Source organism: Tahibacter soli, from assembly GCF_025717065.2.
GTDB classification, from domain to species: domain Bacteria; phylum Pseudomonadota; class Gammaproteobacteria; order Xanthomonadales; family Rhodanobacteraceae; genus Tahibacter; species Tahibacter soli.
In genome coordinates this window covers 147,251-168,503 of the sequence record NZ_JAOVZO020000014.1, presented here as the reverse complement: position 1 = coordinate 168,503, position 21,253 = coordinate 147,251, and the positions used below count along the sequence as shown (strand labels likewise).

Annotated in this window: 16 protein-coding genes; 6 read left to right on the top strand and 10 right to left on the bottom strand. The window is 69.6% G+C overall.

What is annotated here, in order from left to right; translation table 11 throughout:
* Window positions 1-3: 3 nt before the first annotated feature.
* Complete coding sequence (locus tag OD750_RS09260; RefSeq protein WP_263544933.1) at window positions 4-1,380, bottom strand: carotenoid 1,2-hydratase; 1,377 nt, start codon at window positions 1,378-1,380, stop codon at window positions 4-6.
* A 142-nt stretch (window positions 1,381-1,522) separates the two neighbouring features.
* Complete coding sequence (locus OD750_RS09255) at window positions 1,523-2,023, bottom strand: hypothetical protein (protein ID WP_263544934.1); 501 nt, start codon at window positions 2,021-2,023, stop codon at window positions 1,523-1,525.
* Here OD750_RS09255 and OD750_RS09250 point away from each other — a divergent pair.
* Complete coding sequence (locus OD750_RS09250) at window positions 2,022-2,576, top strand: hypothetical protein (protein WP_263544935.1); 555 nt, start codon at window positions 2,022-2,024, stop codon at window positions 2,574-2,576. The two genes, OD750_RS09255 and OD750_RS09250, sit on opposite strands and share 2 nt — an antisense overlap.
* A gap of 103 nt (window positions 2,577-2,679) precedes the next feature.
* On the opposite strand, the gene OD750_RS09245 is transcribed toward OD750_RS09250, so the two are convergent.
* Window positions 2,680-5,394 carry a protein kinase domain-containing protein gene (locus tag OD750_RS09245; RefSeq protein WP_263544936.1) on the bottom strand — a complete coding sequence of 905 codons (2,715 nt, stop codon included), beginning with the start codon at window positions 5,392-5,394 and terminating at the stop codon, window positions 2,680-2,682.
* A 181-nt stretch (window positions 5,395-5,575) separates the two neighbouring features.
* On the opposite strand from OD750_RS09245, the gene OD750_RS09240 reads away from it, so the two are divergent.
* A complete protein-coding gene (locus OD750_RS09240) occupies window positions 5,576-8,650 on the top strand; it encodes a DPP IV N-terminal domain-containing protein (protein ID WP_263544937.1) in 3,075 nt (1,024 codons plus the stop codon).
* Window positions 8,651-8,937: 287 nt separating this feature from the next.
* A complete protein-coding gene (locus OD750_RS09235) occupies window positions 8,938-10,596 on the top strand; it encodes a hypothetical protein (RefSeq protein WP_263544938.1) in 1,659 nt (552 codons plus the stop codon).
* 19 nt (window positions 10,597-10,615) lie between these two features.
* Here the strand turns inward: OD750_RS09235 and OD750_RS09230 are convergent, their stop codons facing one another.
* From OD750_RS09230 to OD750_RS09215, 4 genes are all read right to left on the bottom strand, one after another.
* Window positions 10,616-11,260 carry a DUF2306 domain-containing protein gene (locus tag OD750_RS09230; protein WP_263544939.1) on the bottom strand — a complete coding sequence of 215 codons (645 nt, stop codon included), beginning with the start codon at window positions 11,258-11,260 and terminating at the stop codon, window positions 10,616-10,618.
* A gap of 123 nt (window positions 11,261-11,383) precedes the next feature.
* On the bottom strand, window positions 11,384-12,175 hold the full coding sequence (locus OD750_RS09225) for a LytR/AlgR family response regulator transcription factor (protein WP_263544940.1): 792 nt from the start codon (window positions 12,173-12,175) through the stop codon (window positions 11,384-11,386).
* The gene (locus OD750_RS09220; RefSeq protein WP_263544941.1) at window positions 12,172-13,251 is read right to left on the bottom strand and encodes a sensor histidine kinase; all 1,080 of its coding nucleotides are present in this window, start codon (window positions 13,249-13,251) and stop codon (window positions 12,172-12,174) included. The genes OD750_RS09225 and OD750_RS09220 overlap by 4 nt, the downstream gene beginning before the upstream one ends.
* A 33-nt stretch (window positions 13,252-13,284) precedes the next feature.
* The gene (locus tag OD750_RS09215; protein WP_263544942.1) at window positions 13,285-14,124 is read right to left on the bottom strand and encodes a DUF2306 domain-containing protein; all 840 of its coding nucleotides are present in this window, start codon (window positions 14,122-14,124) and stop codon (window positions 13,285-13,287) included.
* Between the two features lie 214 nt (window positions 14,125-14,338).
* Here OD750_RS09215 and OD750_RS09210 point away from each other — a divergent pair, with 214 nt between their 5' ends.
* The 3 genes from OD750_RS09210 (at window position 14,339) to OD750_RS09200 (ending at window position 18,681) form a co-directional block, all read left to right on the top strand.
* Entirely contained in the window at window positions 14,339-15,772 is a 1,434-nt protein-coding gene (locus tag OD750_RS09210) for a hypothetical protein (protein ID WP_263544943.1), read from the top strand.
* A gap of 59 nt (window positions 15,773-15,831) precedes the next feature.
* Window positions 15,832-16,824: an aldo/keto reductase gene (locus tag OD750_RS09205; protein WP_263544944.1), complete on the top strand. Its 993-nt coding sequence runs from the start codon at window positions 15,832-15,834 to the stop codon at window positions 16,822-16,824.
* A 63-nt stretch (window positions 16,825-16,887) separates the two neighbouring features.
* Entirely contained in the window at window positions 16,888-18,681 is a 1,794-nt protein-coding gene (locus tag OD750_RS09200) for a monovalent cation:proton antiporter-2 (CPA2) family protein (protein WP_336407555.1), read from the top strand.
* A gap of 8 nt (window positions 18,682-18,689) precedes the next feature.
* Here OD750_RS09200 and OD750_RS09195 read toward each other — a convergent pair whose 3' ends face one another.
* Genes OD750_RS09195 through OD750_RS09185 form a run of 3 tightly spaced genes read right to left on the bottom strand, consistent with a single transcriptional unit; the run spans window position 18,690 to window position 21,246 of the window.
* Window positions 18,690-19,817, bottom strand: a complete 1,128-nt coding sequence (locus OD750_RS09195) for a hybrid sensor histidine kinase/response regulator (RefSeq protein WP_263544945.1) — start codon at window positions 19,815-19,817, stop codon at window positions 18,690-18,692.
* Window positions 19,814-20,422, bottom strand: coding sequence for a chemotaxis protein CheB (locus OD750_RS09190; RefSeq protein ID WP_263544946.1), 609 nt, complete (start codon window positions 20,420-20,422; stop codon window positions 19,814-19,816). The genes OD750_RS09195 and OD750_RS09190 overlap by 4 nt, the downstream gene beginning before the upstream one ends.
* On the bottom strand, window positions 20,419-21,246 hold the full coding sequence (locus tag OD750_RS09185; RefSeq protein ID WP_263544947.1) for a CheR family methyltransferase: 828 nt from the start codon (window positions 21,244-21,246) through the stop codon (window positions 20,419-20,421). Before OD750_RS09185 ends, OD750_RS09190 begins: the two co-directional genes overlap by 4 nt.
* Between the last annotated feature and the right edge of the window lie 7 nt (window positions 21,247-21,253).

Here is a 21,253-nt window from a genome sequence, read left to right as displayed (position 1 = left end):
CGCTCAGCTCAGCGCCTGCTCGTTCCAGGCGGTACCGGTCACAGCATAGCCCTGAAACGTGCCGCTGGCGCTCGCGACGCCTTCGTACACGGGATTGCCGGGCACCGGAAACTCCTGCGCGTCGACGAGGCTCGTCACGGTGAGGCACGCGTCGAACTGCGGGATTGTCACGAGCAAGGTCAGGTAGTACGTCCTGCCGCTGTCGCAGCTCGTCCAGGTATCGCCCTGCGGCGTGATCGTCGAATCGACGATGTAGGTCGTGCCGTCGGCGAACTGCACGGTCGCGTGGCTCGGCGTCGCCTGGTTCAGCGCGAAGTCGACGCCGGGCGCGAGACTCACGGAATTGGAAATGCACACGCCGTTGTCGAGCTGCATGTCCTGCAGGATCCACTTCGGGCCGGCGCCGCTGCCGAACGCGCCGTACTCGTGATCCATCCACGTCACGCCGGTCACGTCGAACACCTCGTCCCCGAGCGTGATCGTGCCCTGCGCGCGCAGCCGGGTCAGCGAATAATAGTAATTGTTCACTTCCAGGTGCGGCCCCGGTTTGCCCGACGGCGCGACGCCGGTACCCCACACGTAGAACGGCGGACCGAGCTGCGACAGCTTGAGGTCGAACTTCACCGGCGTGCCGGTCTTCTGATCGTTCAGCAGCGCCTTGACCGACATGTTCGACAGCACCTGTCCCCACGGCGCCGACATCGTCACATAAGTGTGGATCGCCTGCGCCGTCGCGTCGTTGCCCGACGCGGGCGGCGCGATCGTCACCGTCGGCGTAGCCGTGTAGCCGGCGCCGGGGCTGAGCAGCACGACCTGCGCGATCGAACCGTCGGCCGCGACCACCGCCGCAGCGAGCGCTCCGGCGCCGCCGCCGCCCTCGATCGTCACCGCCGGCGCGGTTTTCGGGGCCGGCTCGTAGCCGCTGCCCGGCGACGTCAGCGCGATGGCCGACAGCACGTTGTCGACGGTGCCGAGCTGCGCGTACCAGTCGCGCACCGGGTCGTTTTCGGCCCACAGGCTGTTGAACATCAGCGGCGGCGCGAACGGCGTCGTGCGCTGGTAGTGCGCCTTGTTGGCCACATCGGTCAGCATGATCTGCGTGAATCCGATGCCGAGATTGCCCTCGAACGACGCCGCGTTGATCTCGAAGCCGAACGTGCGGTCGCCGGCCCTGAGCGTGCCGATGTGCCACCACCACTCGGTCGGCGCGCCGGTGTGCCGGTACTGGTCGGCCGGAAGATCGATCGCGACGAGCGACGGCGGTATCGGTATCTGCGGAAACGCGTTCACCGGCGCGGCGGCGAGCACGGACGGCGCGCGCGGCGCAACGGCGGACAGCGCCGCGGCCAGCGCGGCGGGCGTGGGCATAGGCGTGGACAAGGCGGTTCTCCCCTGATGAGACGGAACCAGCTTAGGTCGCGCGGCCTGCGTGCCTACCTGTCAGATCTTCCGCTTGCGCGCGGTATCGCTACCTGTCCGTGCCACGCGCGCACCGGCCGCCCGGTGCGCGCGCAAGGTTCGCTCAGTAGCCGCCGCGGCCGAGAAAGCCCGAGCCGATCACGCAATACGGCGCGCACGAATTGCAGATGTCTTCGGCGCGCTTGAACTTGGCCTTGTCGGCATCGGACAGGCTCGCCAGCTCCGCGCCGAACGCCTCCGATCCCGCCGACGCCTTCGCCAGCAGACGCTCGGTCACCGGCGTTGCGTCCATCACCGCGTTGTACAGACCGCCGCATTTGCCGTCCATGTAGCAGAAGCCGTCGTGCACGGCGACGAGTTCCTTCGAACCGACGCCGACCTTCGCCATCTCGCCCTTGCAGCCGACGGTCGCGGACGACAGGAAGCTGCGCATCGCGCAGTTGCCGTTCTTGCATTCGAGGCCGACGTCGCAGCGCGCGATGATGTCGGCGTCCTCGCCGCACGCGCCGCCGAGCTGGCGGACGACCTCTTTCTTGGCCGACGCGCCGGCCGCGAACAATGTCAGCACGATCACGAGGCAGCAACGAACGAACGATCGGGTCATGGCGAATCTCCTGGCGGCCGGCATGCCGTTTGCCGCGCGACCGCGTTCGGGCATCCTCTACGAATCCCCCTTTTTAATTATAAAAAAAGTGCATCAAGAGGCCGTGAATCCGCGCGCGCCGCCGCGCGGCCGTGTCGTTGCGGCGTCACGCGCCGCGCTAGCGCCAGGCGCCGTCGGTCGCCGCCATCGGCAACGCCGGCGATCCGACCTGCGCGACGAAGGCGCGCTGTTCGTCCGGCCACACACCGTACCGATCGTCATGGACATTCGTGAACGCACGGAGGCGTTGAGTCCCTGTCGATCCCGGCCGGACGTCGAACGTATGGCGGTTCGCGATGCGCAGGCCGACGAGGTCGGCGCCGACGTCGCCGAGCGTGATATCGGTGAGCGTACGGCCGACACCGGGCGGCCGGGTCGGCAAGCCTCCCGATCCGCCGTCGACGGCGACGTTGCGCCACACGAGAACCTGTTCGTAGACGAGCGGCGCGGCAGACAGCAGAGCCGCTCCCGCGATGAAGACGGCAATCCGTTGTTGCATGTTCCGCTCCCCTGACCGATCGAATCGCTGGCGATCGTTCTAGTCGCGGGAGACGGGCCGTGTCGGCACGGACCGATAACGGCGGGGTAACGGATGGGTAACGCCGCGTCGCGGCGCGTCAGGGCGGCGACTCGAGCGCCTTTTTCGCGTTCGTATAGACGAGACTTTCCTGCGCGGCGCCCGGCTGGATGCCGGCCAATGCGCGCTGCAGCAGCGGGACGGCGGCGGCATGGTCGCCGCGCTTGTCGAGCAGGACGCCGCCGAGCGCGTCCAGGCGCGCCTGCCACATGCCGTCGCTGCCCGCCGTTTCGAGCGTGGGCGCGTCGAGCGTGCGCAGCAGTTCGTCGGCACGGGGAAGATTGCCGAGTTCGAGTTCGATCGCGGCGAGCCAGAACCCCATCATCTGTCCGTGCGGGCTCTTGGCGCCCAGCGCCGTCGACAATCGCTCGTACGCCTCGCGGATGCGCGGCAGCGCGGCCTTCGAATCGCCGCTTTCGTACAGGATCAGCGCCCAGTTGCCGAGCATCACGCTCGTCGAATTGTGCTCGGCGCCGAACTTCGCGCGCGCGGTCTCGTACACGCGCTGCGCGTAGTCGATCGCCTTCGGAAAATCGCGCCGGCGCGCCGCCACGTCGAACAGGTCGGCCAGCACCATCAGCGCGCGCGTGTGGTCGGTGCCGAGCAGCCGCGAGATCGTGTCGTACGCGGCGCGCATCGGCGGCTCGGCGCGGTCGAGCTGGTTGTCGAGCGCATACGCCTTGGCGAGCGCCGACTGCGCGAGCGCGAGCTGCAGTTCGCTGCCGTCCGCGCGTGCCGCGATGTCGTCGACGAGGCTCTGCCCTTCGCGCTGCGCGCCGGCGATGTCGGCGGTCTGCGTCAGCGCGAGAACGAGATCGACGCGCAACGCGTCGAGCGCCGGAACGTTGCCGGGGTCGCTCTGCCGCAGCGCGGGTATCGCGACGCGCAGCCGTTCGAGCGCCTTCGGGAATTCGCGTTGGTTCATGTAGTACATCGCCCACGTCGACGCCGTCAGATACCGCGCGTGCTCGCTCGGCGCCGCCGCGGCGAGTTCGTCGAGCTTCGTCAGCTCCCGCTTCGCCTCGTCGAATTTCGCGGTGCGCGTGAGCAGGCGCACGACCAGTGCGCGCGCGTTCAACGCGTCGCGGTCGCTCGCGCCTTCGACGGTTTCGTACAGTTCGAGCGCGCGGCGCGCCTCGACGTCGGCCTCGGGCAAGAGTTCGATCGTGTTGAGCAGCGTCGCAAGGCTCAGGCGTATCGACGCCTCGGTCGCCGGCTGTGCCGCGAAGCGCTTCGCGACGCGCTCGCGCGCGTTGAGCAGCACGTCCTTGAGCGACGCGCTCTGCCCTTTCGCAACGACGAGCGGGTTCGAACGGCCGATCAGGTCCTCGTTCAAGAAGCGGTTGATCGCCGTCGCGCGGTCGAGTTCCTGCCGCGCGGCATTGCGTGCCTTGAGCGCCATCTGGTACAGGCCGAGCACCACGACGACGCCGGCGCCGAGCGCGGCGACGAGCGCGATCAGGTACGGCTTGCGCGCGCGGCTTTTCGCGAGCGCGTCGCGCGCGGCCTTCGCCTGCGCGTCGGCCTTCGCCTCGGCCGCGGCCAATGCACGGCGCTCGCCCAGCCGGCGCAGCCGCGCGGCGAACTCGGCGGCGCTCGCCAGGCGCCGCTCCGGATTGCCGTCGGTCGCCAGGCGAATGTCCTCGCGCAGCAGTTCGTCGGCAACGTCGGCTTCCCAGCCCGACGCCATCGGTTTGGTCAGATGTCCGGCGAGCATCTGATAGAGCATGATGCCGAGCGCGAACACGTCGCTGCGCACGGTCGGCGTGTGGCCCTCGAAGATTTCCGGCGCCACGTACAGCGGCGTGCCGGACGACGGATCGGTCGCGAGGTTCTGCGTCAGCGTCAGGCCCAGGCGCGTGATGCCGAGCATTTCGAGCCGTTCGGGATCGAGCAGGCGCGCGCTGCCGAAGTCGGTCAGGCGTATGCGCCAGCCGTCGCCGTCGGGCTCGATCAGCACGTTCGCGGGTTTGAGGTCCTTGTGCAGCACGCCGACCCCGTGCGCCGCCGCCACCGTGTCGGCGATCTGCAGGAACAGGCCCAGGCGCTCGGTCACGCCGGTCGCGGCGAGATGCGCGTCGGACCATTCCAGCAGGCTCTGTCCGCCGAACTCGCACTCGAGAAAGAACGGCGCGTTCTCGAAGTTCCAGTCGATGATTTCGACGAGGTGCCGGCGATCGTCGAGGCTTTCGTGCAGCACCCGCGACAACGTCGCCTCGCGCTTGAGCGCGCGCAGGCGCTCGCCGTCCGCGGCGAACTTGTACACGCGCCGCTCGTGCGTCTTGGCGTGCTCGGCGAGCCACACCTCGCTGCCGCGGTTGCTGCCGAGCTGGCGCTGCAGCCGGAAGTTTTCGCGACCCGGTACTGGCGCGTCGGCCGCGAGTTCGAGCTGGCTCGCCGGCTGGCGGCCGACCGCGGTGCGCTCGACGGTGCCGTCGATGCGATAGCCGACGCGCGCGATCGTCGCGAGGCGCTCGGCGTTCGTTTCGCCGAGCGCACGGCGCAGCTTGTTCACGGCGTTGGGCAGCACCTTCTCGACGGTGATGCGCCCGGCCCACACCTCGCGCAGCAGTTCCTCCTTCGTCACCACCTCGCCGGCGTGGCGCAGGAGGTACGCGAACACTTCCAGCGCGCGGCGCTCGACGTCGACGGGAAGGCCCGCGACACGCAGCTCGAATCGCGCTTCGTCGAACTCGGCGGTACCCAGGCGGTAGCTGTAGGAAGTGCGTTCTTTCGTGTCGTGATCCTGGCTCATGGCCCTGCATCCTGCTGCGGCGCGGCGAAACCTATCACGATTGAATTGTTCGCCGCATCTGCAACGGCGGCGCGCAAAAAGTATGTTTCCCGTTAACGCGCACAATCCGCAACGTCCGTTCCGTAGACATCTCTACGGCACATCCGTAGAGTTCTCTACGGACCCGTTCGCGGCGACGCCCATGGCAACGAAGAAATCGCGCGTACCGCGCGGCGGCAGCGCTCTCGGCCGCGACGAATGGCTGACGGCCGCACGCGCGGCGCTGATCGGCGGCGGCGTCGATTCGATCAAGGTCGACGCGCTGGCCCGCGCGCTCGGCGTCACCGGCGGCAGCTTCTACTGGCACTTTCGCGATCGCGCCGACCTGCTCGACGCGCTGCTCTCGCACTGGCGCGCCGCCAACAACGAGCCGTGGTTCGCCGCGGCGGCCGATGCCGGCAACGACCCCTATGCGCAGTTCGAGGCGATCGTCGCGCTGTGGATCGACGAAACCGGTTTCAGCGCCGCGTACGACTCGGCGGTGCGCGACTGGGCGCGCACGTCGAGCGCCGTCGAAGCGGCGGTGCGCGATGCGGACCGGCGCCGCATCGCGCTCCTCGCCGACATCTTCCGCCGCTTCGGCTACGCCGACGAGGCGGCGTTCGTGCGTGCGCGCATCGCCTATTTCCACCAGGTGGGCTACTACGCGCTGCGCATCGTCGAGTCCCGCGCCGAGCGGCGGCGCCTCAAACCGCTCTACTACGAAGGCCTCCTCGGCGCCGACGTGATGCGCCGCTACGCCCCGAAGCTGCCCGCCGCGAACGAACCGCCCGCGCCGAGCCGGCGCGCCCCCGCCCGTAAGGAACCCGTCATGCACTACCCGTTCGCGCCGCGCGCGCTCGCCGCCGCCCTCGCCCTCGTCTGCACCGCCGCGCACGCGACGCCCGCCGTCACCGCCGCCGACTACGCGCGCGCCGAAAAGGTGCTCGACTCGTCGCTCGCCGGCGCGATCAAAAACGGGCGCGTCGCGGCGCACTGGATCGACGGCGACACGTTCTGGTATCGCCGCGAAGGCCTGCACGGCGCCGAGTTCGTGCTGATCGACGCGCGCCGCGCCGCACGCGCCGCACTGTTCGATCGCGCACGACTGACGCAGGCGCTCGCGTCGGCCGACACGATGGAGATCGACCGTGTCGAACGCGTCGACGGCCGCCTGCGCGCGACGCTCAAACCGCGCGACGGCAACGTCGCCACCTGCGATCTCGAACGCTATACGTGCACGAGCGCGCCGACGCCGGCCGCCGCAACCGACACGCTCGTCGCGCCGGACGGCCGCAGCGAAGCGTTCGTGCGCGACGCCAATCTGTGGGTGCGCACGCGCGACGGCGGCGGCGAACGCGCGCTCACGCGCGACGGCACGGCGAACTACGCGTACGGCAAGCTGCCCGACACCTCGCTGGCCGCGGTGCCGCAGCGTCGCGCGAAAACGCCGCTGCCGCCGATCGGCGTGGCGTGGTCGGCGAACGGCCGCTACTTGTTCGGCGAGCGCGTCGACGAGCGCGAGGTCGCGGCGTATCCGTTCGTCGAATCGGTGCCGCAGGACGGCAGCTTCCGCCCGATCGTGTACGACCTGCGCCTGCCGCTGCTCGGCGACGCGAAGCAGCCGCGACGGACGGCCTTCGTCGTCGACGCCGGCAGCGGCGAAGCGCGCGCGCTCGATCTCGGCGACGGCGCATCGTTCGACGCGGGCGCGACGCTCGCCTGGTCGGCCGACGGCGGCACCGCATACACGCTCGTCGGCGGAAAAGACGCGCGGAGCCTCGCGCTCGCCGAACTCGATCTCGCGCGCGGCAAGGTGCGCCTGATCGTCGACGAGCACGGCAAGACCTCGGTCATGCCGAACAATCTGTTGTACAGCGCGCCGAACGCGCGCGTGCTCGTCGCCTCGCGCGAGGCGATCTGGTTCTCCGAGCGCAGCGGCTGGGGACATCTGTACTTGTACGATCTGGCGACGGGCAGGCAGAAACGCCGGCTCACCGACGGCGACTGGCTCGTGCGCGACGTGGTCCACGTCGACGCGAAGCGCCGCGTCGTCTGGTTCACCGCGAGCGGTCGCGAACCCGGACGCGATCCGTACTACCGGCATCTGTATCGCGTATCGCTCGACGGCGGCAGGCCGAAGCTGCTGACGCCCGAAAACGCCGAACACGAGATCGACCCGGCGCAGCCGACGATGATCGGGCCGGCGCCCGACGGCGTCGCGTTCTCGCCGGACGGCCGCTGGTTCGTCGACACGTATTCGACGGTCGCCTCGCCGCCCGTCACCGTGCTGCGCAGCGCCGACGACGGCCGCGTCGCGATGAAGCTCGAAGACGCCGACGTGTCGGCCGTCGCGGCGGCCGGCTGGCGAGCGCCCGAGCGCGTCGCGGTGAAGTCGGTCGACGGCAGGTCCGATCTTTATGCAACCGTATACTTTCCGCCGGGTTTCTCGCGCGAGCGGAAGTACCCCGTCATCGACGCGTTCTACGGCGGACCGCAGATGATGAACGCGCCGCGCAGCTATGCCGAGGCGGTGAAGACGTTCAACCCGGTGTCGCGCGCCGCGCTCGCCGAACTCGGCTTCGTCGTCGCGACGATCGACGCGCGCGGCACGCGCGGACGGTCCAAGGCGTTCGCCGACATCGGCTACGGCAATTTCGCCGATCCGCAGATCGACGACCACGTCGCGGCGATCCGCCAGCTCGCCGAACGCTACGGCGGCCTCGATCTCGACCGCGTCGGCGTCTACGGCCATTCGTTCGGCGGCTACACGTCGGCGCGCGCGATCCTCGCGCGTCCCGAGTTCTACAAGGTGGCCGCTTCGTCGGCCGGACCGCACAACTACCAGGGTTTCTACGACGGTCTCGAAGGCCTGCTCGGCGTACCCGACTACGGCGACGGCGCGCGCGTGCGGCCGACACCCGCGAGCGTACCGCACAACTTCGCCGCGATGGACAACGCGACGCTCGCGAAGAACCTGCGCGGACATCTGATGCTCGCCTACGGCGAGATGGACGAAAACGCCCTGCCGTCGGTGACCCTGCAGCTCGCCGACGCGCTGATCAAGGCGAACAAGTCGTTCGACCTCGTCTACCTGCCGAACCGCACGCACGACTTCTTCCGCACCGACCGCTACTACATGCGCCGGCTGTGGGACCACTTCGTCGAGCACCTGCTGGGCGCGACGCCGCCGGAGAATTTCGACCTGAGTCCGCCGACGGCGACGTCACGACACTAATCTTCCGCCTCTCAGTTCGCCGCAAAATTCTCCGGGTCGTATCCCGGCGTCCGGCGGCGTCGGACCGTCGGCGCGTGCACGAGCGGCGGTGCCCGGGTCGCTAGCACGAGCGGCGGCATAGCGGACCCTGTCACTCGTTACAGGACGGTCGCGTCCGCCGACACTGCTAGCCTCGTCCACAGTGCAGCACTGTAGCCAAGTCAGCATCGCGTCGTCCCGAAGGACGCATCGCGGTGCGGTGCTGTGCGTTGTCCGCGTCGTCTCTCCACACCGTGCCGGGGGAAACCATGATCTTCAACGCTCGACTTTCGCTCGTCCCGATCGCCGCGGCGATCGCCGCCGTCGCCGCGCTGTCGCTCGAACCGTCCGCTGTCGCCGCCTCGTACGGCACGCCGACGTACCTTGCGAAGTTCCCGTACTTCAACCCGACGCTGTCGACCGCCCTGCCCGGCGACGTCGACACCGCGCTCAAGAAGCAGCTGGAGAACAAGCAGGAGTTCGCGAAGGTGCAGCGCCTGTTCGACCTGTGGTCGTGGCAGGCCTTCATCACGCTGAACTGGCCGGTGAACAACCAGGGCAAGTTCGCGCCGAAAGTCACCGACACGAGCTTCGGTCCGCCGAAGTGGACGACGTGGTACGAAAGCCCGGACATCTTCCGGCAGGACGGCGGCGTGCCGGCCGCGTGCGGCACCGGCCCGGTCGCGGCGCTCGTGTCGCTCACGCGCGAGACGAACCTGCCGGTCGCGCGCGATCTCAAGGCGTTCGCGCTGCCGCAGGCGTTCGACAAGCGCAAGACGCGCCTCCTCGGCAACATCTCGGCCGTCGGCGACATCAGCCCTGCGACGCGGCGCGACGACCAGGAACTCGAAGAAATCACGCAGGCGTTCACCGCGCCGCTGATCGACCAGAACGGCAATTACGCGTTCTACGAAATCATGCTCGACCCGAACGAGGTCGGCTACATCTGCACGTACAAGCTGTACAACATCGAAGGCCAGGTCGCGTTCACCGGCGGCAGTTCCGCCAAGGCCGCCGACCTGCCGCGCGGCAACGACGCCAAAGACGGCAGCGGCTCGTGGGAGCTCAAGCTCGCGTGGCGCATCCTGACCAAGGGCGACGACGCATCGCGCTTCCTGACGAGCGAGGCGATCGTGCCGCCGACGAACGGCAAGTGCCCCGACGGCACGGCGTCGACCGACCAGTGCCCGGTCGTCGTCGGCATGGTCGGCATGCACATCGCGCACAAGTCCGACAGCTCGCCGCAGTGGATCTGGTCCACGTTCGAACAAGTGGACAATCTCGCCGTCAACAACGTCGCGCATCCGGCGCTGAAACCGTCGTTCTTCGATCCGAACTGCGAGATCTGCGTGCCGAACGTGCCGCCCGTGCAGAACAGCGACGGCAGCTGGGCGACGTCGCCGCCGACGCAGGCGTGGCGCGCGATCCCGATTCCGGCCGACAAGGTCGCGCTGAACATCGAGGCGCAGGCCGCGCTGACGAAGGCCGGTTCGGCGATGCGCCACTACCAGCTCATCGACACGCAATGGCCCACCTCGCCTTCGACGCCGCCGGCGAACCCGGCCGGCGGCCTGCCGAACGCGGTCGAGAACAAGCCCGGCGGCAATCCGACGCCGGTGTTCCTGACCAACATCACGATGGAAACCTATTTCCAGGTCGGCAAGCAGCCGGCGTGCCAGCAGGAAGAGAACCAGTCGAACTGCCCGGCCGCCTCGTGGCTGACCGCGAACCAGAAGGCCGGCCAGGTCGACGACACGACGCCGATCTTCGGCACCGAAAGCTGCATGGGGTGCCATTCGTCCGCGGGCCTGTACACGTCGTGGAACCAAGCCACGCAGAAAGGTACGCAAAGCGGCCAGTTGAAAGGCGATTTCTCGTGGCTGTTCACACAGAAGGCGAAGTCGATCTCGAAGCCGACGCACCCGTAAGAGCGGCAGGCGCGCGGCGTCACGTCGACGCCGCGCGCCTGCGCGCAAAGCGCGTGCGCACGAACCCGTAGATCAGAACACCGAGCACGACGAGCACCGGCACCGCGAGCGCGCCAGACTGGCGCACGGCCGCCGGAAAGAATTTCGCCTGGCCGAGAAAGAACGACGCGGTGGCGATCCACATCGCGAGCGTCATGCGCCACAGGTGCCGCGCGAGGCGGCGCGGCCCTTCGATGCGGCCGGCGCGCAGCAGGCGCCAGTCGCCGAACGCAGCCAGCAGCGCGACGGCGCCGAAAATCGCCAGCGCCACGCCCGGCTCTTCCCTGCCCGGCGCGCCGCTCGAGGCGACGCCGAACGCGTAGACGGCGGCGATCAGGGCCACCGCCATGCACCCGGCGATCAGCGTGCGCGCCTCGTCGACGCGGCGCCTGACGGTGACGAGCGCCGTGACGACGAGATACGCGGTGAGCGTCGCGGCGACGGCGTTCAGGCGATTGGGCCGCAGAAACACGGCCATGACGAACGCGCTCGACGTCATCGTCAGCATCGCCGCGACGAACAGCAGGCCCGCGCGGCGATGCAGGGTCGAACCTTTCGCGGCGTACAACGCGACGGCGCCGAACACGAGCGACGACAGACCGGCGGCGATATGGATGAAGCGCATGACATTCCCCCGAGCGACAGTGCACGCATCGCAGGCTGAATCCGGGGCGAGCCGCTGCGAAGGCCATGCGCGACAAACGACGGAATCGGGCGACCCGGCCGCGGCGGCGGCCGACGGGCCGCGCTACATCTGCCGGAACAGATGCAGATAGCTGCGACTGACCGGCAGCACTTCGCGCCGGCCGCGCAGGTGGATGTCGGCCGTTTCGTTGTCGCCACGCGTGACATGGCTGATCGCGCGCAGATTGACCACGACCGAACGGTGCACCTGCGCGAACTGTTCGGGATCGAGCTGCGCGGCGAGTTCCCTGAGCGGCAGCCGCACGAGCGCCTCGCCGGGCTGGCCGCCGTCGCCGCGCCACGCGATCAGCGTGTACTTCGTGTCCGAGCGCAGATAGTCGATCTCCTCGACCGCGATCATGCGCAGCGTCTGGCCGACCTGCGCGCGCAGCCAGCGCAGCGGCGCCGGCACCGCCGAACCGCCCTTGAGCTGCGCGAGCTGCGCCGACAGCTGTTGCAGCAGCGCCTCGGTATTCAACGCGGGCTGCGCGCCGCCGAGCCGCTCCTTCAGGCGCGCGACCGTGTCGGCGAGGCGCGCGGGCTCCACCGGCTTGACGAGATAGTCGAGCACGCCGTGCGCGAACGCCTGCACCGCGTAGTGGTCGTAGGCGGTGACGAAGACGAGATGCGCGCGCCGGCCGATCTCGCGCGCGGCCTCGACGCCGGAGAGCCCCGGCATGTGCACGTCGAGAAAGCACACGTCCGGGCGCTTCGCCTCGAACAGCTTCACCGCCTCGCGTCCGTTGCGTGCCTGCGCGACGACGTCGAGTTCGGGCCACGCCTGCGCGAGCTGGCGCGCGAGCGCGTCGCGCAGCAGCGGTTCGTCGTCGGCGATCAGGGCGGTCGGTCGGGTCATGCCGCGGCCTCGCGCGCGGGGATTTCCACTTCGGCGCAGACGCCGTGCGGCTCCCGCACCGTCACGCGCAGCTGCGCCGCGTCGCCGAAGATCAGCGCGAGCCGTTCGCGCAGCGTCGACAAGCCCGTGCCGAGCCCGTGCGACTGCGCGAAGCCCACGCCGGTGTCGGCGACGCGGATCAGGCAGCGCTCGCCGCGCCGCTCCACCGTGATGTCGATGCGGCCACCCTCCTCGCTCGGATCGATGCCGTGGCGCACCGCGTTCTCGACGAGCGTGAGCAGCGTCATCGGCGGGCAGCGCAGCGCGCGCGCCGATTCGTCGACGCACAGCGCGAACTGCAGCCGGTCGGGCATGCGCATGTGCATGAGTTCGAGATACGCCTGCACGAGATCGATCTCCTGCGCGAGCGTCGTCGCCGCTTCGTGCAGCCGCGGCACCGCGGCGCGCAGGTAAGCGATCAGGCTGCGCAGCACGGCTGCCGCCTGCGGCGAGCCGGCGTCGACGAGCGCCTGCACGTTGGCGAGCGTGTTGAACAGAAAGTGCGGCGCGACCTGCGCCTGCAAGAGGCGCAGCCGCGCGTCGAGCGCCTGGCGTTCGAGCTCGCTGCGTTCGAGGTCGAACGCGAGCGCCTGGCTGCGCGCCAGCGCCTCCTTCTGCCGCACGAGCGCGCCGAGCGCGGCCCACGGCGCGAGAAACATGCCGAGCGTCATCAGCATGCCGAAGCCTTCCAGGCGCTTGCCTTCCTTGTAGAACGGCACCGAGCCCTTCGGCGTCGACGCGACGTAGATCGCAACGACCGTCGGCGGTATCGACAGCGCGACGAACACCACCTGCAGCACCCAGCGCAGGCACCAGCGCGGCAGCCGTTTCGGCCACTGCTCGAAGATGCCGAACGCGATCATCGCGACGAGGCCGATCGTGACGGTGCGCTGGATCAAGGACAGCATGTTCGGCTGCCAGCCGAAGCCGAACAGCACGCCGACGGCGGTCGACGCGATCAGCACGAAGCGCACACGCCGCCAGCCGAACATCAGCGCGAGGCCGCGCGGTTTTGCAGGAGTGGAAGGTGCCGGCATGTCGGGAGAATAGGCGCTGTCGCGCGCGCGGCGCTACAGCCGCGGCAGCCACAGGACGACGGCCGCGGCGCCGACGCCCGCGACCGTCGCGAGCGTCGCTGCGCCGACGAGCGCGGCGACCGCGTAGCGGCTCGCCGCGGAGCCGCAGCGCTGCGCACGCAGGTACAGCTCCAGCACCGTGAGCGGCACGGCGTACTGCGCGAACGCGAGGATCGTCAGCGCCGGCCCCGTGAACGTCTTCGGATCGAAGCCGGCCGGCCCCTGGTTCGCGACGATCCAGAGCATCAGCGAGATGCGGAAGAACCACACGCCGCCGACGACGAGATACAGCCGCAGCGCCCAGCGCCGGTGCGCGTCGATCCGGCGCGCGACGGCGTGACGCCACGCCATCGCGCCGCAGCCGAGAATCAGCAGCGCGTTGACGCTGATCGCGACGTGCTGCGACACGTCGCCGACCGCACCGCGCGTCCACACCATGACGAGCCCGCCGACGCTCATGATCGCGGCCGACGTGAGATAGACGCGGCCGTTCCAGCGATGCGCGCGCGGCCAGCGGCGGCGAATGACCGGCACGAGCTGCAACGCGCCGCCGACGAGGATCGCGACCGCGAACGCCAGGTGCAGCGCGACGACCGTGTTGCCGGCCGCGTCGCCCGCGACGTAGCCGTGCGGCAGCACGCGGTTCCATGCCGCGTAGTCGCCGGCGAGCGCGGCGCGGCCGTAGAAGCCGGCGACGTAGGCCGCGAACAGTAGCTGGCCAAACACCGCGACGCAGGTCCAGGCGGCGGCGGTCGCGTGCAGCGTCGCAGCGGCGGCGCGTTCGCGTCGCGCCGTGTGCGCGCCGCGTGCGACCGCAAGATCGATCGAACTCATCGGCAGTCCCCGTGTTGAAGAATGCGCCGATCTTGCGAACGCGACCGCGGCGGAACCAGCGCCGCGCGACGAACGACGGCCTCGCGCGATCGAACGACGCCGCGCGCGCCGCGAATGCCGATCTGACGTTCCGCTGACGGCGTTTTTACGCGCGTCGAATGCGCGCCAGGCGAGCCTGCCGCACCGTCGGACGCTTTCCGCACGAGGTCACGTCATGCCGTTGTCGAGATCTGCTTTCTTTACGCTGGCGCTGTCGATCGCCGTCTCCGCGGGCGCCGTTTCCACGACCGCCGTCTCCACGAGCGCCGCGGACGGCACGCTCGATCCCGGTTTCGGCAACGCGGGCGCCGCGTTCGTGCGACCCGACGACGTCGAGGCGCGACAGCTGCATCCGTACGCGACGAGCGTGCTGCCGAACGGACAGATCCTGCTCGGCGGCTTTCGCAGCCGCTTCAATCCCGAAGTGCCGTTCGAGCCGGAGCTGCGCGCGACGGTCGCGCGCCTGAATGCCGACGGCAGCGTCGATGCCGGTTTCGGGAACGCCTCTATACCCGGTCTCGCGGTGCTGCCCGACATCGCACCCGACTCGCGCATCCAGGCGATCCACGCGATGCACGTGCTCGACGACGGCCGCATCGTCGCGGCCGGCACCGCGCTCGCGCATGCGCCGGCCACGGGCTTCGTCGTGCGCCTCGCGGCCGACGGCAGCGTCGACGCGACGTTCGGCACGCAGGGCTTCGCGCGCCTCGCGTACACCGACATCCACGCGCTCGCGATCGATGCGCAAGGCCGCATCGTCGTCGCCGGCGACAATCTCGAAGACTTCGGCCACACGTTCGGCACGGTCACGCGCCTGACGCCGGACGGCGTGATCGACACGGGCTTCGCCGGCACCGGCACGCTCGCGATCGACTGGGACGGCGGCGCGCGTTCGAATTCGCTCGACGCGGTGGCGATCGGCGCAAACGACACCGTCGTCGCGGCCGGCAGCTACGAAACGGGCGAAGGCATCGACCGCGACTTCGCGGTCGCGCGCGTCAACGCCGACGGCAGCTACGACACGACGTTCGCGAAGACCGGCCACCGCACGTTCAAGGCGGCCGACGTCGACTCGCCGGCGAATCACATCGAACGCATCGTGCTCGGCGCCGACGGCGCGATCGCGTTCTCGGGGCAGTACACGAACGCCGACGGCAAGCGCGCGCTCGTCGTCGGCCGTCTGCATGTCGACGGCGGCAACGACACGACGTTCGGCGATGTCACGTCGCCGGGCTATCTGCGGCCGTCGATCATGCCCGACGCGTTCGGCGTCGACACGACCGGCTTTCTCATGCAGCCCGACGGCAAGCTCGTCGCGTCGGCGACGTACTACTCGCCGACGGTCAAGAAGACGTTCCTCGTCGTGCGCACGACGGCCGCGGGCGCGCTCGACGCGACGTTCGCCGACGGCGGCGTCTTCGCGCGCGATCTCGCGCCGCAGGGTCCGATGAGCGAAACCGGCAGCATGGCGCTGCAGAAGGACGGCCGCCTCGTGATCGCCGGCGCGGCGCAGCGCGAGGAACCGCTGATCGATCTCGCGGTGGTGCGGCTCGTCAACCCGAGCATCGCACCGGATGCGATCTTCGCGAACGGGTTCGAATCGCGCTGACCGGTCGCCACGGGCACTCGCACGGCGCAAACTGGGCACTTTCTTCATCGGAGCGCACCATGAAAACGCGCAAGCTCGGACACAGCGGTCTTGATGTTTCGGCGATCGGCCTCGGCTGCATGGGCCTGAGTTCGGCCTACGGGCCGGCCACGGAAAAGAACGACGCCGTCGCGCTGCTGCGCACGGCGGTCGATCACGGCGTGACCTTCTTCGATACGGCCGAGGTATACGGCCCGTTCGCGAACGAGACGCTGCTCGGCGAAGCGCTCGCACCGGTCCGCGACCGGGTCGTGATCGCGACGAAATTCGGCTTCGCGATCGATCCCGACACCGGCAGGCAACATGGCCTCGACAGCCGCCCCGAGCACATCCGGCAGGTCGCCGAGGCGTCGCTCAGGCGCCTCGACACCGACGTCATCGACCTCTTCTACCAGCATCGCGTGGACCCCGACGTGCCGATCGAAGACGTCGCCGGCGCCGTGAAGGACCTGATCGCCGCCGGCAAGGTCAGGCACTTCGGCCTGTCGGAAGCGGGCGCGCAGACGATCCGCCGCGCGCACGCGGTGCAGCCGGTCGCGGCGCTGCAGAGCGAATACTCGTTGTGGTGGCGCGAGCCCGAGGTCGAGATCCTGCCGACGCTCGAGGAACTCGGCATTGGCCTCGTGCCGTTCAGTCCGCTCGGGAGGGGTTTTCTCACCGGCGCGATCGACGCGGACACGACGTTCGACAGCGGCGACTTCCGCAACGGCATGCCGCGCTTCTCGCCCGAGGCGCGCCGCGCGAACCAGGCGCTGGTCGACGTGCTCGGCGGCATCGCGGCGTTCAAGGGCGCGACGCGCGCACAGATCGCGCTCGCGTGGCTGCTGGCGCAAAAACCGTGGATCGTGCCGATTCCCGGCACGACGAAGCGGCACCGCCTCGACGAAAACCTCGGCGCGGCGAACGTCGAGCTGACCGCCGACGACCTGCGCCACATCGAGACCGCCGCGGCGGCGATCACGGTGCAGGGTGCGCGCTATCCCGAGCATCTGCAGAAGCTCGTGGGCCGCTGATCGCCCGGAGCGCCGGAACCGCTATGCTCGCGCCCGTCCGATGAGGCTACGAAGCGAGTGTCCATGTCAGTCGAACATCACGGTATCGACCTGCTCCCGGTCATCACGCTGCTCGGCGCGGCCGTCGTCGCCGCGCCGCTGTTCAAGCGGCTCGGCCTCGGATCGGTGCTCGGCTATCTCGCCGGCGGCGTGGCGATCGGGCCGTTCGGCCTGCGCGTGTTCACCGAGCCCGCGTCGATCCTGCAGATGGCCGAACTCGGCGTCGTGATGTTCCTCTTCATCATCGGCCTCGAAATGCAGCCGTCGCGCCTGTGGGGCCTGCGCAAGCAGATCTTCGGCCTCGGCCTCGTCCAGGTGATCGGCTGCGCGCTGCTGCTGACCGCGGTCGGCATCGCCGGCGGCTTTCCGATCGCGCCGTCGTTCGTCGCCGGCGCCGGTTTCGTGCTGACGTCGACGGCCATCGTGATGCAGCTGCTGGAGGAACGCGGCGAGCTCGCGTCCGACGGCGGCCAGCGCATCGTCGCGATCCTGCTGCTCGAAGACCTCGCGATCGTGCCGCTGCTCGCGCTCGTCGCGTTTCTCGCGCCTATCGCGCCGGGCGCCGCCGCGCAGCATCAAGGCATCGACTGGAAGGCGATCGGCATCGGCGCCGGATCGATCGTCGCGCTCGTCCTCGCGGGCCGCTATCTGCTCAATCCGCTGTTCGGCGTGCTCGCGAACGCGCGCGCCCGCGAGGTGATGACGGCCGCCGCGCTGCTCGTCGTGCTCGGCTCGGCCTACGCGATGGAACTGGGCGGCCTGTCGATGGCGATGGGCGCGTTCGTCGCCGGCGTGCTGCTGTCCGAATCGACCTATCGGCATCAGCTGGAAGTGGACGTCGAACCGTTCCGCGGCGTGCTGCTCGGGCTGTTCTTTCTCGCGGTCGGCATGTCCCTCGATCTCGCCGTCGTCGCGGCGAACTGGCGCATGATCCTGTCGTACGTCGCCGCGTACATGGTCGTGAAGGCGCTCGTGATCTACGCGGTCGCGCGGCTGTTCCGCTCGGCGCATCGCGAGGCGGCCGACCGCGCGGTGTTCATGGCGCAAGGCGGCGAATTCGCCTTCGTGCTGTACGGCGCGGCCGCGGCGGCCGGCATCATCGACGGCGAACAGAACGCGATTCTCACGGCCATCATCATCCTGTCGATGGTGCTCACGCCGCTCGCGATCGTCGCGCTCAACGCGGTGCGCCGCCGCTCGGGTCCGTCGGCCGACGGCTACGAGCGGCCGGTCGAGCAGACCGGCACCGCGCTCGTCATCGGCTTCGGCCGCGTCGGCCAGATCGCGAGCCAGTTCCTGTTCGCGCGCGGCTACGACATCACGATCATCGACACCGACGTGGAAATGATCGACACCGCGCGCGAGTTCGATTTCCGCGTGCTGTACGGCGACGGCACGCGACTGGACATCCTGCACGCGGCCGGCGCCGGCCGCGCGCGCGTCGTGATGATCTGCGTGGACAAGGCCGAGGACGGCACCGCGATCGCGCGACTGATGCAGTCGGAGTTTCCCGGCGTGCCGGTGATCGCGCGCGCGTCGGACCGCCGCCACAGCCTCGACCTCATCCGCGCCGGCGTCGGGCTGCAGGTGCGCGAGACGTTCGAATCGGCGATCGTGCTCGGCGCCGCGGCGCTCGAAACGCTCGGCGCGTCGCAGGCCGAGATCGCCGATATCCGCACGCGCATTCGCGAACGCGACCGCAAGCGTCTCGAACTCGAACTCGAAGGCGGCTTCCGTGCCGGCAGCGCGCTGTTCGGCCCGGCGGCGGCACGGACGACGCAGGCGCCGCAAAATCCGCCGGGCACCGACGCCGGCTGAGGCGCAGCCTACGCCTCGCCCGCGCGGCGCGGCAGCCGCACGCGCAGCGCGATGCGGTTGCCGGCCGCGTCCACCTCGATCGTGCCGCGATGCGACTGCGCGAGCTGCCGCGCGATGTACAGACCGAGCCCGAGCCCGTCGCTGCGTCCGTGCTGGCGCGCGCGTCGGAACGGATCGAAGACGTACGGCAGCACGTCGTCCGGAATCGTGCCGGCATTGGCGACCGTCAGTTCGACCGTCGCGCGCTCGCGGCCGTCGAGGAAAACGTCCACCGGCGCCTCGGCGTCGCCGTGCTGCAACGCGTTGCCGACGAGGTTGCCCGCGATCTGCGCGATGCGGTCGGCGTCCCATTCGCCCGCGAGGTCGCCCGACGCGTGCAGGTCGATGCGCCGGTGCGGCCAGGTCGCGGCGTATTCCTGCACCACCTTGTCGACGATGACGCGCAGGTCCGCGGGCTCGGCGTGTACCGGAATGCCGCCGGCGAGGCGCGCGCGCGCGAGATCGAGCATGTCGCCGATCATGCGGTTCATGCGCATGCCGCTCGCTTCCATGCGTTCGGCCACGCGCAGGATTTCCGGATCGCGGGTCATGCGCGGCAGGAGCTGCGCCGAGCCGATGATCGTCGCGAGCGGATTGCGCAGGTCGTGCCCGAGCATCGCGCTGAACATCTCCGACAGGCGCAGCGTTTCGGTGCGCTCCTTCAGTTCCTGCGCCAGGCGCCGTTTCTGGCGGTACAGCTGGAAGAAGACGTCGGCCTTGCTGCGCACGAGGTGCGGCTCGATCGGCTTGTACAGGAAGTCGACCGCGCCGCTTTCGTAGCCGCGGAACAGGCGGTGCTCGTCGCGCGCGCCGGCCGTCACGAAAATGATCGGCACCTGCCGCGTGCGCTCGGTGCCGCGCATGAGCTCGGCGAGCTCGAAGCCGTCCATGTCGGGCATCTGCACGTCGACGAGCGCGAGCGCCACGTCGTGCACGAGCAGGTGTTCGAGCGCTTCGGCGCCGGATCTGGCGGTGACGAGCGTCACGCCGTCGCGCCGGAGCAGCGCCGACAGCGCGATCAGGTTTTCTTCGAGGTCGTCGACGATGAGACACGTCACCGGCGGCAGCTCGGCGAAGTCGGACGGACGGACGGTCATGGCGAAACGGCCTCATGCTGCGATTGCAACCAATGGACGATGCCGGCGAGCGGCAGGACGAAATCGGCGCCGGCGTCGCGCGATGCGATCGGCATCGCGGACGCGTGCGCCTCGTCGGGATCCTGTACGAGCCCGACGCCGCCGGCGCGGCGCACCGCGCGCAGGCCCGCGGCGCCGTCGTCGTTCGCGCCGGTAAGAATCACGCCGGCGAGGCGCGGGCCGAACACGTCGGCCGCCGATTCGAACAGGACGTCGATCGACGGGCGCGAGTACTGCACGAAATCGTCGACGGAAAGCGCGGCGTGCGGCGGTTCGCCGGCCTCGCCCGCTTCGACGAGGAAGTGGTAGTCCGGCGGCGCGATGTACGCCGTGCCCGGCACGATCGGCTCCTTGTCGATCGCCTCGACGACGCGCAGCGCGCAGCGCGGCGCGAACAGGTCGACGAGCAGGCTCGGGCGGTCGCGCGGCAGATGCAGCACGACGAGCAGCGCCGCCGGCCAGTCGGCCGGCAGCGCCGACAACAGGCGAATCAGCGCCTCGACCCCGCCGGCGGACGCGCCGACGGCGACCGCCGATACGCCGGGCCGCGACGGCTGCGCGCTCATGCGTCACCCCGCTTGCGGTACAGCCGCTGTTCGCGATCGAGTTCCTCGAACGCCTGCGCGTGCGCCGAAAAGTTCAGCGATTCCTTCGTGCCGATGCCCAGGAAGCCCTTCCGGCAGATCGCCTCGCGGAAGAGTCCGAGCGCACGATCCTGCAGCGCGCGGTTGAAATAGATCAGCACGTTTCGGCACGACACGAGATGCACCTCGGCGAACGCGCTGTCGGTCGCGAGGCTGTGATCCGAAAACACCACGTTCTTCTTCAGCGATTTGTCGAAGACGGCGCGGCCGTAGGCGGCGGTGTAGTAGTCCGACAGCGACGTGCGCGCGCCGGAGCGCCGGTGGTTTTCGGTGAAACCGGCAATGCGGTCGATCGGATAGACGCCGGCTTCGGCGCGGCGCAGCGCGCCGGTGTTGATGTCGGTCGCGTAGATCAGCGTGCGGTCGAGCAGGTCTTCCTCGCGCAGGAGGATCGCGAGCGAGTACACCTCCTCGCCGCTGCTGCAACCGGCCACCCAGACTTTCAGCGACGGATACGTGCGCAGATGCGGCACGACGCGTTCGCGCAGCGCGCGAAAATACGCCGGGTCGCGAAACATGTCGCTGACCTGCACGGTGAGATAGTCGAGCAGCCCCGGAAACGTCTCGGGATCGTGCAGCACCTTGTCCTGCAGCTGCGACAGCGTCGCGCAGTCGAAGCGCTCGCACGCGGCCGTCAGCCGCCGCTTGAGCGACGCCTGCGCGTAGCCGCGGAAATCGTAGTGGAAGCGATGAAAGATCGCGTCGATCAAGAGTTTCAGCTCGATGTCGGTCGTCCGGGCGTCCACGCTCGCC